This is a genomic window from Nonomuraea gerenzanensis, from assembly GCF_020215645.1.
Lineage (GTDB): Bacteria > Actinomycetota > Actinomycetes > Streptosporangiales > Streptosporangiaceae > Nonomuraea > Nonomuraea gerenzanensis.
The window spans coordinates 1,717,621-1,731,091 of record NZ_CP084058.1 but is presented as its reverse complement, the minus strand read 5'-3'; the positions used below and the strand labels follow the sequence as shown (position 1 = coordinate 1,731,091).

The 13,471-nt window shown below is 70.4% G+C and carries 14 protein-coding genes; 7 read left to right on the top strand and 7 right to left on the bottom strand.

Annotated features, from left to right (window positions below; genetic code table 11):
* Window positions 1–2: 2 nt before the first annotated feature.
* Together LCN96_RS08485 and LCN96_RS08480 are read right to left on the bottom strand one after the other, a co-directional pair.
* Entirely contained in the window at window positions 3–1,355 is a 1,353-nt protein-coding gene (locus LCN96_RS08485; protein ID WP_225272030.1) for an ABC transporter substrate-binding protein, read from the bottom strand.
* Between the two features lie 347 nt (window positions 1,356–1,702).
* Window positions 1,703–2,692, bottom strand: a complete 990-nt coding sequence (locus LCN96_RS08480; protein ID WP_311132243.1) for a LacI family DNA-binding transcriptional regulator — start codon at window positions 2,690–2,692, stop codon at window positions 1,703–1,705.
* A 238-nt stretch (window positions 2,693–2,930) separates the two neighbouring features.
* Here LCN96_RS08480 and LCN96_RS08475 point away from each other — a divergent pair, with 238 nt between their 5' ends.
* Entirely contained in the window at window positions 2,931–6,215 is a 3,285-nt protein-coding gene (locus tag LCN96_RS08475; protein WP_225272028.1) for a discoidin domain-containing protein, read from the top strand.
* Here LCN96_RS08475 and LCN96_RS08470 read toward each other — a convergent pair.
* Window positions 6,212–7,087 (bottom strand): PfkB family carbohydrate kinase, encoded by an 876-nt coding sequence (locus LCN96_RS08470; protein WP_225272027.1) that lies wholly within the window; start codon window positions 7,085–7,087, stop codon window positions 6,212–6,214. The genes LCN96_RS08475 and LCN96_RS08470 overlap by 4 nt on opposite strands.
* Window positions 7,088–7,327: 240 nt before the next feature.
* On the opposite strand from LCN96_RS08470, the gene LCN96_RS08465 reads away from it, so the two are divergent.
* From LCN96_RS08465 to LCN96_RS08450, 4 genes are all read left to right on the top strand, one after another.
* The gene (locus LCN96_RS08465; protein ID WP_225272026.1) at window positions 7,328–8,014 is read left to right on the top strand and encodes a hypothetical protein; all 687 of its coding nucleotides are present in this window, start codon (window positions 7,328–7,330) and stop codon (window positions 8,012–8,014) included.
* A 146-nt stretch (window positions 8,015–8,160) separates the two neighbouring features.
* Window positions 8,161–8,856: a DUF4344 domain-containing metallopeptidase gene (locus LCN96_RS08460; RefSeq protein WP_225272025.1), complete on the top strand. Its 696-nt coding sequence runs from the start codon at window positions 8,161–8,163 to the stop codon at window positions 8,854–8,856.
* Between the two features lie 16 nt (window positions 8,857–8,872).
* Window positions 8,873–9,577 (top strand): maleylpyruvate isomerase family mycothiol-dependent enzyme, encoded by a 705-nt coding sequence (locus LCN96_RS08455; RefSeq protein ID WP_225272024.1) that lies wholly within the window; start codon window positions 8,873–8,875, stop codon window positions 9,575–9,577.
* Between the two features lie 10 nt (window positions 9,578–9,587).
* Window positions 9,588–9,845 carry a DUF6343 family protein gene (locus tag LCN96_RS08450; RefSeq protein ID WP_225272023.1) on the top strand — a complete coding sequence of 86 codons (258 nt, stop codon included), beginning with the start codon at window positions 9,588–9,590 and terminating at the stop codon, window positions 9,843–9,845.
* On the opposite strand, the gene LCN96_RS08445 is transcribed toward LCN96_RS08450, so the two are convergent.
* Window positions 9,816–10,058 carry a DUF3040 domain-containing protein gene (locus LCN96_RS08445; RefSeq protein WP_225272022.1) on the bottom strand — a complete coding sequence of 81 codons (243 nt, stop codon included), beginning with the start codon at window positions 10,056–10,058 and terminating at the stop codon, window positions 9,816–9,818. The genes LCN96_RS08450 and LCN96_RS08445 overlap by 30 nt on opposite strands.
* A gap of 128 nt (window positions 10,059–10,186) precedes the next feature.
* Here LCN96_RS08445 and LCN96_RS08440 point away from each other — a divergent pair, with 128 nt between their 5' ends.
* Window positions 10,187–10,717 carry a TetR/AcrR family transcriptional regulator gene (locus LCN96_RS08440; protein ID WP_225272021.1) on the top strand — a complete coding sequence of 177 codons (531 nt, stop codon included), beginning with the start codon at window positions 10,187–10,189 and terminating at the stop codon, window positions 10,715–10,717.
* Here the strand turns inward: LCN96_RS08440 and LCN96_RS08435 are convergent.
* From LCN96_RS08435 to LCN96_RS08425, 3 genes are read right to left on the bottom strand one after another with little or no spacing between them, the layout of a single operon-like run.
* The gene (locus tag LCN96_RS08435; protein WP_225272020.1) at window positions 10,670–11,110 is read right to left on the bottom strand and encodes a DUF1152 domain-containing protein; all 441 of its coding nucleotides are present in this window, start codon (window positions 11,108–11,110) and stop codon (window positions 10,670–10,672) included. The genes LCN96_RS08440 and LCN96_RS08435 overlap by 48 nt on opposite strands.
* A 31-nt stretch (window positions 11,111–11,141) precedes the next feature.
* Window positions 11,142–11,390 (bottom strand): type B 50S ribosomal protein L31, encoded by a 249-nt coding sequence (locus LCN96_RS08430; RefSeq protein ID WP_225275944.1) that lies wholly within the window; start codon window positions 11,388–11,390, stop codon window positions 11,142–11,144.
* A gap of 28 nt (window positions 11,391–11,418) precedes the next feature.
* Window positions 11,419–12,159 (bottom strand): SDR family NAD(P)-dependent oxidoreductase, encoded by a 741-nt coding sequence (locus LCN96_RS08425; RefSeq protein WP_225272019.1) that lies wholly within the window; start codon window positions 12,157–12,159, stop codon window positions 11,419–11,421.
* 139 nt (window positions 12,160–12,298) lie between these two features.
* Between LCN96_RS08425 and LCN96_RS08420 the strand changes: the two genes are divergently transcribed.
* Window positions 12,299–13,456 carry an MFS transporter gene (locus LCN96_RS08420; protein ID WP_225272018.1) on the top strand — a complete coding sequence of 386 codons (1,158 nt, stop codon included), beginning with the start codon at window positions 12,299–12,301 and terminating at the stop codon, window positions 13,454–13,456.
* Window positions 13,457–13,471: the final 15 nt, after the last annotated feature.

Here is a 13,471-nt window from a genome sequence, read left to right as displayed (position 1 = left end):
GGTCAGCCCTTGGCCGCCAGCACCGAGTTGGCCTTCGTCTCGGCGTCCGCGAGGAGCTGGTCGATGCTGGCGTCCTTGCGGCTCAGCACGCCCGACATGGGCACGTCGAGGATCGCGTACAGCTCCTGGGCGTACAGCGGCTCGGCCTTCGGCGGGATCGTGCCGGCGGCCTGGACGTAGGTCTCGTAGTTCGCGACGGGCAGCGAGGCGTTCTTCACCCGGTCGGCCTGGATGGCCTGGCCGGTGGGCGAGTCGCCGTAGACGGCGTTGTCGGGGACGCCGACGGGGTTGCCGAGGGTCTTGCCGCGGGCGAAGTCGAAGCGGCCCTTGCCGACGGTGTTGAAGCGGAAGTCGATCCACTCCAGCGCGGCCTTGGCCTCCTCCGGCGTGGCCTTCGGGTTGATCATGAACGCCTCGCCGCCGCTCAGCGACGCCTTGGCCTCGGGGAAGCCGGTGATGCCGTAGTCGGCGACGTTGCCCTTGAACTTGTTGACCACGTCGGTGACCACGTCGGGCGCGCCGAGCATCATGCCGACCTTGCCGCTGCCCATGGCGACCATCAGCGACTCCCAGCCGACCAGCAGCTTGGTGCCCATGCTGTTGTCCACCCAGCGCATGTCGTGCAGCGTCTGCAGCACGGCCTTGCCCTCGGGCGAGTTGAACGCGGCCTTCTTGTTGTCGGGCGTCAGGATGTCGCCGCCGCGGCCGTAGATGGCCTGCGTGAAGTGCCAGCCGCCGGTGTTGCCGCCGGAGTACTCGCCGTAGCCGACGTAACCGGCACCCAGCCCGGCGATCTTCTTGGCCGCCTCGCGGACCTCGGCCCACGTCTTGGGCGGGGCGTCCGGGTTCAGCCCGGCCTTGGTGAACAGGGCGCGGTTGTAGACCAGGCCGACGCTGTAGTGCACGTTCGGGACGCCGTAGACCTTGCCGTCCTTGGTGACCAGCTCCTTGTGGTCGGGGCGCAGGTCGTTCCAGTTCTTGATCACATTCGTGTACGGGGTGATGTCGAGGGCCTGACCCTTGGCGATCACGTCGTTGTAGTTCGTCACGGGCACCACGAACGCCGTCTCCATCTGGCCGCCCGCGAGCTTGGGACCGAACGTCTTGGGGTCGAAGCACGGCTGCTGGTCCGTGCTCTTGACCGTCACGCCGGGGTGCGCCGCCATGAACGCGGCCACGTCGTCGTCCCAGGCCTGCCGTTCCTTGGGGGCCGACTTGGCCGGCTGGCAGGCCACCGTGATCGACACGGCCTTGGCGCCGCCGGCGGAGGGGGTGGCGGGCTCGCTGCCCGAACCGCAGGCTGCGGTGGAGAGGGCTAGTGCGGATGCGAGCAGGAGTCCGGTGGATCTCTGCATGGTCTGACCCTTCTGATGCGAGGTGCCCACACCATAGGATCCGTGACGGATGTTCGCAATATTTCGACTTCATATTGCAAGATAACGACTGCGTTACGCCTCGCCCGCGCGGCACCGCGCCCTCCCCGAACGCCGTTTCCCTGCCTCCAGCAGCCGTCCCCCGGGCCGAGCCCGCACCGGACGCCCTCCCGCCGCCTCGCCGCACGCCTTGCGCCGAGCTCCACCGCACACCGTCCCGCCGACCCGGCGCAGGCACAGCGCGACCGCCGCACGGCGCCGCATCGTGCGCGCCCGGCACCCGCACCCGGCCGTTCCGCGCCCGCGTCACTCCAGGCGCGCGGTGAAGGTCAGGAGCGGGCGCGGGTGGTGGAGGCGCGGACGACGAGTTCGGGCTCGAAGAGGAGCTCGTCCGCCGGCACCACAGCCTTGTCGATCTGCGCCACCAGCAGATCCACCGCCGCCCGCCCCATGGCGTCGATGGGCTGCCGGACGGTGGTCAGCGGCGGCTCGGTGCAGTTCATCAGGGCGGAGTCGTCGAAGCCGATCACCGAGATGTCGGCGGGCACGGCCAGCCCCGCGCGCCGGGCGGCGCGTACGGTGCCCAGGGCGAGCAGGTCGGAAGCGCAGATGACGCCCGTGACGCCGCGCCTGACCAGGCGGGCGGCGGCCGCGTGCCCGCCTTCCAGGGAGAACATGGTGTGCTCGACCAGCTCGGTGTCACCGCCCGACGCCTGGAAGGTGTCGAGCTTGCGCCGCGACGGCATGTGGTCCTTGGGCCCGAGCACCATGCCGATGCGCTCGTGGCCGAGGGCGCGCAGGTGGGCGATGGCCATCTCGGCGGCCACCACGTCGTCGCACGACACCTGCGGGAAGTCGAGGTGTTGCACGGCGGCGTTGACCAGGACGGTGGGGAGCTTGCGCTCGTGCAGCAGCTCGTAGTGGCCGTGGGAGGCGTCGGCCTGGGCGTACAGGCCGCCGGCGAAGACCACGCCGCTGACCTGCTGCTGGAGCAGGAGGTCGACGTAGTCGGCCTCGGAGACGCCGCCGACGGTGCGGGTGCACAGCACGGAGGTGAAGCCCTGCTGGGCCAGCGCGCCGCCGACCACTTCCGCGAAGGCGGGGAAGATCGGGTTCTGCAGCTCGGGGAGCACGAGGCCGACCAGCCGGGCGCGGTCGCCGCGGAGCTGGGTGGGGCGTTCGTAACCGAGCACGTCGAGCGCCGTGAGCACGGCCTCGCGGGTCGCGTCGGACACCCCCGGCTTGCCGTTGAGCACGCGGCTCACGGTCGCCTCGCTCACTCCGACCTTCTTGGCCACCTCTGCGAGTCGTCGCGTCATGCGCAAACTATACGACCTTTCACGCAAGCGCTTGCAACGGCTTACGTGGATCGAACGTCGCGGCTTGCACTGCGTCCACACCGGGCTTCCTGCCGCTGACCGACCCCTGACCAGCGGCAGGAGATGCCAGCATACTCCCGGAGTCAGTCGATTGTTTGCGAAATGAAGTCGAAATATTGCGGCTATCTGCTCGACATCTTATGGTTCGGCCATCCGCCTTACCCGAAGGGCCACCCCCATGAGAGCACTGCTAGCCGCCCTTACGTTATTCATCGGATTCCTCGTCGCACCCGCCGCACACGCGGCGGCCGACACCAACCTCGCCGCCGGTAGACCCGCCACCGCCAGCAGCCACACCGACGTCTACCGCCCCGCCAACGCCACCGACGGCAACCAGGCCACCTACTGGGAATCGGCCAACAACGCCCTGCCCCAATGGATCCAGGTCGACCTCGGCGCCCCCGCCGGCCTGAGCAAGGTCGTCCTCAAACTGCCCACCGGCTGGCCCAGCCGCACCGAAACCCTGAGCGTCCAAGCCAGCACGAACGGCACCACCTTCACGACCGTGGCCGCCGCCGCCACCCACACCATCAGCCCGGCCGCCACCATTCCCCTGCCCGCCGACACCACCGCCCGCCACCTGCGCATCCACATCACCGCCAACTCCGGCTGGCCCGCCGGCCAGCTCTCGGAACTGGAAGTGTGGGGCACCACCCAGACCGACCCAGGCCCCGGACCCGGCCCCGGCGGCCCCAACCTGGCCCTCGGCAAGACCATGACCGCATCCGGCCACACCCACACCTACGCCGCCCCCAACGCCAACGACGACAACCTGCAGACCTACTGGGAAGGCACCGCCTACCCCGCCACCCTCACCGCCCAGCTCGGCGCCGACGCCGACCTCAGCGCTGTCACCGTCAAGCTGAACCCCGACCCCGTCTGGGGCCGCCGCACCCAGACGTTGCAGGTCCTCGGCCGCGAACAGGGCGCCACCGCCTTCACCGCCCTGGCCGCCCAGGCCACCCACACCTTCGACCCGGCCACCGGCAACACCGTCACCATCCCGGTCACCGGCCGGGCCGCCGACGTGCGCCTGCAGTTCACCGCCAACTCCGGCGCGCCCAGCGGCCAGGTCGCCGAGTTCCAGATCTTCGGCACCCCGGCCCCCAACCCCGACCTGACCGTGTCGGGGCTGGCCTCCTCCCCGGCGTCCCCCGTCGAGACCGACGCGGTGACGCTGTCGGCGACGGTCAGGAACGCCGGCACCGCCGCCTCGGCGGCGACCTCGGTGAACTTCTACGCCGGTGACACCAAGGTGGGCAGCGCCGGCGTGGGCGCGCTGGCCGCGGGGGCGTCCGCCACCGTGTCGGCGAACATCGGGGCCAGGGACGCGGGGACGTACCAGCTCTCGGCCAAGGTGGACGAGGACGGCAGGGTCGTCGAGCAGAACGAGGCCAACAACGCCACGACCGGCACCCTCACCGTGCGGCCCGTCGACACGGCCGACCTGATCGCCTCCCCCGTCGCCTGGACGCCGGGCAACCCGGCCGCGGGCACCACGGTGACGTTCTCCGTCGCGATCAGGAACCAGGGCACCGTGGCCTCCAGCGGCGGCACGCACGGCATCACGCTGACCGTCACGGACGACGCGGGCACCGTCGTCAGGACGCTGACCGGCTCCACCAGCGGCGCGATCGCCGCCGGGGCCACCACGAGCCCGGTGAGCCTGGGCACGTGGACGGCGGCCAACGGCAAGTACACGGTCAGGACCGTGCTCGCCGACGACGCCAACGAGCTGCCGGTCAAGCGGGCCAACAACACCAGCACGCTGCCGTTGTTCGTGGGCCGCGGCGCGAACATGCCGTACGACACCTACGAGGCCGAGGACGCCGCCATCGGCGGCGGCGCGGCCAAGGTCGGCCCGAGCAGGGAGATCGGCACGATCGCCGGCGAGGCGTCGGGCCGGCGCGCGGTCACGCTCAACCAGACCGGCGCCTACGTCGAGTTCACCACCAGGGCGGACACCAACACCCTGGTCACCCGCTTCTCGATGCCGGACGCGCCGGGCGGCGGCGGCCAGAGCTCGACGCTGAACGTCTACGTCAACGGGACCTTCCTCAAGGCCGTCAACCTGACCTCGCGCTACGCCTGGCTGTACGGCCCGGAGGCGAGCCCGAACAACAACCCGGGCTCCGGCCCGCCCCGGCACATCTACGACGAGGCGAGCCTGCTGCTCGGCACCACCGTCCCGAAGGGCAGCAGGATCAGGCTGCAGAAGGACGCGGCCAACCCGCTGAACTACGCGATCGACTTCGTGGACTTCGAGCTGGCCACGCAGACCGCGAACCCGGACCCGGGGAAGTACGCCGTACCGGCCGGATTCACCCACCAGGACGTGCAGAACGCCCTCGACAGGGCCCGCATGGACGCCAGCCTGACCGGCGTCTACCTCCCTGCGGGCGACTACCAGACGAGCTCCAAGTTCCAGGTGTACGGCAAGTCGATCAGGATCGTCGGAGCGGGCCCCTGGTTCACCAGGTTCCACGCGCCGTCCGGCCAGTCGAACACCGACATCGGCTTCCGCGCCGACGCCACGGCCAACGGCTCGACGTTCACGGGCTTCGCCTACTTCGGCAACTACGTCGAGCGCATCGACGGCCCCGGCAAGGTGTTCGACTTCAACAACGTGGCGAACATGACGATCGACGACGTCTGGATCGAGCACCAGATCTGCATGTTGTGGGGCTCGAACGTGGACAACCTGACGATCAGGAACGCGCGGATCCGCAACGTGTTCGCCGACGGCCTGAACATGACCAACGGCAGCACCGGCAACCACGTCACCAACATCGAGACCAGGTCCACGGGCGACGACAGCTTCGCGTTGTTCTCGGCCATCGACAACAACTCGGGCGAGCAGTTCGGCAACGTCTACGAGAACCTGACGTCGCTGCTGACCTGGCGGGCCGCGGGCCTGGCCGTGTACGGCGGCTACAACAACACCTTCAGGAACATCTACGTGGCCGACACGCTGGTGTACTCGGGCGTCACGATCAGCTCGCTGGATTTCGGGATCCCGATGCACGGCTTCGGCGCCAGCCCGCCCACGACGTTCGACAACATCTCGCTGGTCCGGGCGGGCGGGCACTTCTGGGGGCAGCAGACGTTCCCGGCGATGTGGCTGTTCTCCTCCTCGAAGGTGTTCCAGGGCATCCGGGTCAGCAACCTGGACATCGTGGACCCGACGTACAGCGGGATCATGTTCCAGACCGGCTACTCCAACCCTTCGACGCCGCTGAACCCGATCAAGGACACGGTCTTCACGAACGTGTCGATCAGCGGGGCGCAGAAGAGCGGTGACGCCTTCGACGCCAAGTCCGGGTTCGGCATCTGGGTGAACGAGTTGCCCGAGCCCGGTCAGGGCCCGGCCATCGGCTCGGCCACGTTCAACAACCTGCGGTTCAGCAACAACCACACCGACATCAGGAACACGACCTCGACGTTCACCCTGAACGTCAACTAGAGCTCGGCCCTGGTGGGCAACCCCTGCCAGTCGCTCACGCTGGTCACCGCGGCGGCGCTCAGCAGCGCCCCGCGGTGCAGGCGTTCCTGGGGGATGAGGCCGTCGAGGGCGGCGCTGATGTAGCCGGCCGCGAACGCCTCCCCCGCCCCCGCGGTGTCCACCACGGGGACCTGCCAGCCCTGCACGTCGTAGCGCATGCGGTCGGCCCGCACGCTGGCGCCCTTGGCCCCCCGGTCCACCACGACCTCCCGCTCGGGGATGAGCGCGGGTTTGACCAGGTCGAGCTCGTCCTGGCGGAGGAAGAGCAGGTGGGCCTCGCAGGCCAGCTCGCTGAGCACCTCCTCGGCCTCGCGCACGGAGGGCCACAGCTCCGGGACGTACTCGACGGAGAAGGAGATCGGCACCTCGGCGTTCCTGGCGGCGGAGACGGCGGCGCGCACGGCGTCCAGCGCGTCCCTGCCCAGGGCCGCCGTGAGGCCGGTGACGTGCAGCATGCGCGCGGCGGCGATGCGGTCGATGGGCACGTTGCCCGGCGCGAGCAGCGCGCCGGCCGAGCCGGTGCGGTAGTGGGTCGTCACGGTCAGCTCGCGGCCGACGCGCGACTCGCGCAGGAGCAGTCCCGTACGCGCGCCCTCGGCCACCCGCATGTCCGAGACGTCCACGTCCTCGCCCCGCAGCACGGTCAGCGCCCTGGCGCCCAGCTCGTCGTCGGCCACCTTGCCCAGGTAGGCACAGCGGTGGCCGAGCCGGGCCAGGGCGATGGCCAGCGTGAACTCGGGCCCGCAGACGTCCAGCCTGGCCTCGCTCTCGTGGCGGACGCGGCCGCTGGAGACCACGCCCAGCGGCTCGCCCAGCGTGTAGACGTCCATCATGGGCTCAGACTGTAGTCGGTCAAGGTCCACCAAAAGAGATTTTTCCGCATATGCCCTGGTTAAGACCGTGATCAAATATTTTTCGTAACTTTAGCCAACTTTTCCCCTTGATCGTGCCTCAAAGTAGTAGAGGGAGCCGGCCGCCCCGAAGCCGGCTCCGAAGTCAATACGGGGAGAGGAATCAGCACCCTCATGAGAAAGATCGCAGTAGGTATCCTTTCCGCCACTATCGGCGGTGCCATGCTGGTGTCCGGAGCGGGGATCGCCTCCGCTGCCACCAAGGCCGACACTCAGCTCGTGATCCGCGACATCAGCCCGAACCCCGTCGTGGTCAAGAAGGGCTCCGAGACGACGGCGTACTTCGACGTCGGCGCCAGCTCCGACGTCCAGAAGGTCGAGCTCAGCGTCGCGCCCGCGGAGAACAACTTCCGCACCCTGCGCACCAAGGACGTCAAGGACCTCGAGGGCTGGCGTTGGGCCATCGGGTTCAACGAGAACGACTACGCCGGCAAGTGGAAGGCCACCGCCGTGGCCTTCGACAAGGACGGCAAGGAGATCGCCAAGGACGACGCGTTCTTCTCGGTGGAGATCGAGAAGGGCAAGCTCGAGACCACGATCTCGCGCTTCAGCGCCGACCCGTCCAAGGTCCGCAAGGGCAAGTCGATCTACTTCTCCGGCCGTCTCCTGGTGGACGACGACGGCTGGGAGGGCGTCCGCGGCGAGAAGGTGAACATCTACTACAAGGCCAACTACCGCAGTGGCTGGAAGTGGGTGGCCTCCGACTGGACCGGTCGCGGCGGCAAGTTCTACGCCAAGACCAAGGCCTACAAGAGCGGCACCTTCCGCGCCGTCTTCAACGGTGACGACGAGCTCGACGGCGCCAAGAGCCGCTCGGACTACGTGCGCGTGTACTCCTGGCGCCGGTAGTTCCAGCAGCTCCTGACACACCACGCTGGGGCCCAGTCCTTCGGGGCTGGGCCTCCGGCTTTTTCGCCTTCGGCAGGTTTAGCGATCACTCATTCGCAGCATGGGAAGTCCCATTGCGTTGATCGAACCCCCGAAGGAGCCTCCGCATGCCGCATCCCGTCATCGCCCTCGTCCTCAGCATGACGAGCACGCTGGGAGCGGCCCCCGCGGCAGAGCCGTCCGTGCGGTACGAGCGCCCCGGCTCACCCCGCGCCGAGCAGGCCGAGCGGCTGCTCAAGGAGAGCGACGCGCTGAAGACCGGCGTCCGCCTGCCCGAGCGGGTCAAGGTCGTGGCCCGCGACTGCGACGCGCCGAAGGCCACCTGGGATCACGGCAAGCGCGAGATCACCATCTGCTACTCGCTGGTGGACCAGGTGCACCGCACGATCAAGGGCATCTCCGAGACCGAGGAGACCGGCGGGAAGGCCGCCAAGGCCCGGGTGCGCGGCGCCCTGTCCGTGCTCTTCCACCACCAGCTCGGCCACGCCCTGACCACGCTGAACGGCATGCCCGACAGCGAGGAGCAGGCCGACAGGTTCGCCGCGCTGACGCTCACCGCCGACACGCCGAAGCGCGTGGTGGCCGCCGCCGAGGCCCGTCACCTGCTGGCCGGACACGCGGGCATCGACCACCTGTCGGGCATGGCCGAGTCGGCCACGTTCGCCTGCCTGCTGCTCGGCGCCGACCCCGGCAGGTACGACAAGATCGCCAAGGGTGGCTGGGTGCCGGCCGGGCGCGCGCCGGCCTGCGCCGACGAGTACAGCCGGGCCAGGTCCGAGCTGGGAGATAAAGTCAGGACCTGAGGGGTAGCGTCCGGGTATGGCCCACGACCTGCTCAAAGACTTCAACCCGTTCGACCTCTTCGACGCCGAGGCCGCCAGGCTGGACCGGTTCTTCACGAGCCTCGACGACGCCGGCTGGCGGCGGCCCTCCCGTTGCGCGGGCTGGTCGGTCAGGGACGTGCTGGCGCACCTGGCGGGCGAGGAGCTGTACAACCACGCCTGCCTCGACGGGACCGTGCAGGACCTGATGGGCGGGCTCGCCGACCAGGGCATCGGCGACTACAACGACTTCAACGAGTGGTCCGTACGCCGGCGCGCGGACCTGCCCGTCGAAGAGGTCCTCGCGGAGTGGCGCACACAGAACGGCGAGACGCGCGAGCGCATGCGGGCCCTGGGCGAGCACGCCATGCTCGACACGATGGCCGGCCCCTACCCCGTCGGGCTCCAGGCCTTCCACTACGACTCCGAGTACGCCACCCACGCCGACGACGTGGGCGCGCCCGTCGCCGAGGACGAGGCCGACGAGCGGACGTTGTGGCGGGTGGCGGTCGGCCGGTTCGTGCTGGCGGAGCAGGACGCCAAGGTGCAGGTGGACCAGACGGCGGAGCAGATCTTCGCGGCCGTGGACGGGGTCACCGCCACGCTGTCGTACCCGGAGTTCGTCGAGGCCACGGTGGGCCGGCTGCCTGCCTCGCACGACCTCGATCCGCGCATCGCCTCGTCGCTGAGGTGCCTGGCCTGAGGAGGAGGTCATGTGGCTGCGTAACCGCGAGGGCACCGAGCCGGTGACGGCCCGCAGCCCGCTGCGTGCCCGGCGCGTCCTGTCGATCGTCGCCCTGGTGTTCGGGGTCGTGGCGGCGGTGTTCTGCACCGTGCAGGCCATGCGGACGGGCGAGGAGGTGTGGCGCTGGGAGGCCGCCATCGCCGCCCTGGTCGCCCTGTGCGCCGCCGCCAGCCTGGTGGTGCTGCGGCACCACCGCTCAGGTGGTCAGCACGGCCAGCAGCAGTAGCACGATCACCAGCGCGGCGGCCCAGAACAGCGCCCAGACATGGGCCAGCGCCCACATGCGCAGCCGGTCGCCGTACGGCTGCGAGGGCAGCGGCTCGCCGCCTGCCTCGACCCTGTTGATGGCCGCGACGCGCCTGGCCAGCTCGGGGTCGTCCCGCTCTAGGGCTCGCTCGATCTCGGCGAGAATACGGCGTTCCCTTCCGGAGAGACTCATCGCACCACCACTGCTCTCACGCCGATGACCGTGTTTTACCCACCGGTAGGCCCCGCATGCCCGGCCGTTGACCCGGGCGGGTGGTGATCACTCCGTGTGCCGGACTCGGAACGCAGGATAATGAGGGCATGCCGACACCGCGACAGCGTTACCGGGAGCAGGTCAGGAGGGAGATCAAGCAAGCCGCGCTCGCCCAGATCAGCGAGGGCGAGACCGTCAGCCTGACCGCGGTGGCCAGGCGCCTGGGGATGACCGGCCCCGCGCTCTACAAGTACTTCGCCGGCCGCGACAGGCTGCTCGCCGAGCTGATCGACGACGGGCTGGGCGAGCTGGCGGCGGCCGTACACGTGCCCGCGTCGGGAGGGCCGCGCGAGCAGTTGCACGTCCTGGCCCGTGCCTTCTATGACTGGGCCGTGGCGAACCCCGGCCTGTTCCAGCTCGTGGCCTCGGACCCGCACCCGGCGGGGGTCGAGGAGGTGCTCAGGCCGTTCCTGCCGGTGTTCGCGCAGGGGCAGCCGGCGCCGGTGCCCGCGACCGTCCTGCTCTGGAGCAGGTTGCTGGGGGTGCTGAGCGTGGAGCTGCGCGGCCCGTTCTCCGGGCTCGGCGGCGCGTTACTCGCGGCCGAGATCGACTCGCTGGCCGACCTCACGCGCCTCTAGTGCGGGAACGCCCGCGGCGGCCACGACCTTCACCGGCACGTCGAGCGCGTGGGCGGCGGCCAGGCTCGTCATGTCGTCGGCCGGGGTGCCCAGGCCGGCCTCGTCGCCGCGCATCAGGATGTCGGTGCCGCCGTCCACCAGGACCACCGCGTCCAGGCCGAGGTGCTCGGCGAGCTCGGCGTACGCGGCGCGCAGCGGCCTGACGCCCACCTTGGGGAAGGCGTACACGGTGGCCGGCTGCCCCTGCGCGGCCAGCCAGCGGGACAGGCAGCCCTCGGGGAAGTACCAGTCGCGGGCCTCGGTCTCCGGCGGCGTACACGTCGGAGCCCCCGCCCGCGCCGGCGACGAGGATCCGGCTGGAGCGCTCGAGCCGGGCGGACAGGGGCGAGTCACGCGCGCCTCACATCCTGCCCTACCGGCTGTCTTACTGGGCCTTTCCGTAGCGCTGGTTGAAGCGCTCGACGCGGCCGGCGGTGTCGAGGATGCGGCCACGGCCCGTGTAGAACGGGTGGCTGGCGGACGAGACGTCCACGTCGATCACCGGGTACGTCCTGCCGTCCTCCCACTCGATCGTCCTGTCGCTGGTCAGGGTCGAGCGGGTGAGGAAGGCGAAGCCGACGCTGGGGTCGCGGAAGACGACGGGGCGGTAGTCGGGGTGCAGGTTCTTCTTCATGGACCCTGCAACCATGTGACAACGGTTTTCATTCCCTGGCTTCCGGGTCCAGCCCGAGCACCGTACGGCCGCCGTCCACCGGGATGGTGGCGCCGTTGACGAAGGCGGCGTCCGGCGAGAGCAGGTGCGCCACCACCGAGGCCACCTCGGCCGGGGTGGCGACGCGGCCCAGGGGGTGCAGCCAGTTCAGCTCCGCCTCCATCTCCGGCGTGCGCGTGCGCTCGTACCGCTCCGTGGCCACCGAGCCGGGCGCCACGGCGTTGACCCGGATGCCGTGCCGGCCGTACTCGACCGCGAGCGCCCTGGTCAGGCCCTCCGTGGCGGCCTTGGCCGTGGAGTAGGGCAGGCTGCCGGGCACGGCCCTGGTGGCCTGGTGCGAGGTGACGTTCACGATGGCGCCCGGGGTGCCGGCCTCCAGGAAGTGGCGCACGGCGGTGGCGCAGCCCACCACCGCCAGGTCGAGGTTGGCCGCGATCAGCGCTCTGACCTCGGAGATCGGGGACGAGTGCACGGAGGCGTCGCGGAACACGGCGGCGTTGTTCACCCAGCCGGCCAGCGGGCCCGACTCCTGGGCCAGGTCCGCGGCCCAGGCGGCGACCTCCTCGTCGGCCGCGTCGCCGATCACCGGGACGACTCGCCGGCCGGCCCAGCCGAGGGCCTCCTTGTCCCGTTCGACGGCCACCACGACGTTCCCGTCACCGAGCAGGCGCTCGACCACGGCCCGGCCGATGCCGCGCCCGCCGCCGGTGACCACGTACGAATGCGTCATGATCCGACGCTATGACGGGAAAACGCGAATTCGCGAAACTCTTCGGCGGCGAAGTGACATTTATCACCGTATTTACAGCAGATGAACGGGAACAACTCCGGGCGTGATCGCCACCGCAGGACCTAAAGCGCCGGCGCGAATGATCGGCGCACTCGCGATCACCCAGACCGCCGGATACGGCATTCTCTATTACGCCTTCTCCGTGTTCATCCCGCCCATGTCGCGCGAGCTGCACGCCGGGGTCGCGCAGCTCACCGGGGCGATCACGCTGTCGGTGCTGGTGTCGGGGCTCGTCGCGCCGTTCGTCGGACGGCTGCTCGACCGGCGCGGCGGCCGGGGGCTCATGACGCTCGGGTCCGTGCTCGGCGCGCTGGCGGTGCTGGCCTGGTCGCAGGTGCGCTCGGTGGTGCAGCTCTACCTCGTGTGCGGGGTGCTCGGCGTCGCGTCGGCCATGGTGTTGTACGAGGCGGCGTTCGCGGTGATCGTGGCCTGGTTCGACGCGAGCAGGCGGGCGCGGGCGCTGCTGGCGGTGACGGTGGTCGCCGGGTTCGCCTCCAGCATCTTCCTGCCGCTGACGGGGCTCCTGGTCGAGCTGTACGGGTGGCGCCGGGCGCTGGTCATCCTGGCCGTCGGGTACGCGCTGACCGCCGTGCCCCTGCACGCGCTGGCCGTACGGAACCGGGCCGCGCCCGCCCACGTGGACCGGGGGGAGATCGTCGGGGCGGCGCTGCGCGAGCGGCCGTTCTGGCTGCTGGCGGCGGCCTTCCTGACGCAGACGGGCGCCGTGGCGGTCATGGGCGTGCTGCTGGTCACCTACCTGATCACGCTCGGGCACGAGCCGGTCTTCGCCGCCGCGGTCGCCGGGCTGCTCGGGGTGCTGTCGGTGACCGGGCGGCTGGTGACCACCGGGCTGCAGGCGCGCTGGCCGGTGGCGCTGATCACGGCCGCCATGTTCGGGCTGCAGGGGCTGGCGGCCGTGCTGCTGCCGCTGGTCGGGCGCGGCAGTGCCGGGGCGGTGGTGGCGGTGGTGCTGTTCGGGCTGGGGTTCGGGGTGGGCACGATCGCGCGGCCCGCGCTGCTCGCCGATCGGTACGGTACGGCGGCGTACGCGTCGCTGAGCGGGGCGCTGGCGTTGCCGATCACGGTGGCCAAGGCCGTGGCTCCGCTGGTGGCGGCCGGGGTGGCGCAGGTGGCCGGGTATCCGGCGGTGATGGGGGTGGTGGCGGTGGCGTGCGTGCTCGGGGCGCTGTCACTGATCCTGTACGCCAGGACGCACCCGGCTGCCACGCCCGGGTAGCCGCGCGGCCCTTGA

Coding starts and splice junctions, on each gene's coding strand:
- LCN96_RS08485 (WP_225272030.1), bottom strand. CDS start 1,355: ATGCAGAGATCCACCGGACTCCTGCTCGCATCCGCACTAGCCCTCTCC.
- LCN96_RS08480 (WP_311132243.1), bottom strand. CDS start 2,692: ATGACGCGACGACTCGCAGAGGTGGCCAAGAAGGTCGGAGTGAGCGAG.
- LCN96_RS08475 (WP_225272028.1), top strand. CDS start 2,931: ATGAGAGCACTGCTAGCCGCCCTTACGTTATTCATCGGATTCCTCGTC.
- LCN96_RS08470 (WP_225272027.1), bottom strand. CDS start 7,087: ATGATGGACGTCTACACGCTGGGCGAGCCGCTGGGCGTGGTCTCCAGC.
- LCN96_RS08465 (WP_225272026.1), top strand. CDS start 7,328: ATGCTGGTGTCCGGAGCGGGGATCGCCTCCGCTGCCACCAAGGCCGAC.
- LCN96_RS08460 (WP_225272025.1), top strand. CDS start 8,161: ATGCCGCATCCCGTCATCGCCCTCGTCCTCAGCATGACGAGCACGCTG.
- LCN96_RS08455 (WP_225272024.1), top strand. CDS start 8,873: ATGGCCCACGACCTGCTCAAAGACTTCAACCCGTTCGACCTCTTCGAC.
- LCN96_RS08450 (WP_225272023.1), top strand. CDS start 9,588: ATGTGGCTGCGTAACCGCGAGGGCACCGAGCCGGTGACGGCCCGCAGC.
- LCN96_RS08445 (WP_225272022.1), bottom strand. CDS start 10,058: ATGAGTCTCTCCGGAAGGGAACGCCGTATTCTCGCCGAGATCGAGCGA.
- LCN96_RS08440 (WP_225272021.1), top strand. CDS start 10,187: ATGCCGACACCGCGACAGCGTTACCGGGAGCAGGTCAGGAGGGAGATC.
- LCN96_RS08430 (WP_225275944.1), bottom strand. CDS start 11,390: ATGAAGAAGAACCTGCACCCCGACTACCGCCCCGTCGTCTTCCGCGAC.
- LCN96_RS08425 (WP_225272019.1), bottom strand. CDS start 12,159: ATGACGCATTCGTACGTGGTCACCGGCGGCGGGCGCGGCATCGGCCGG.
- LCN96_RS08420 (WP_225272018.1), top strand. CDS start 12,299: ATGATCGGCGCACTCGCGATCACCCAGACCGCCGGATACGGCATTCTC.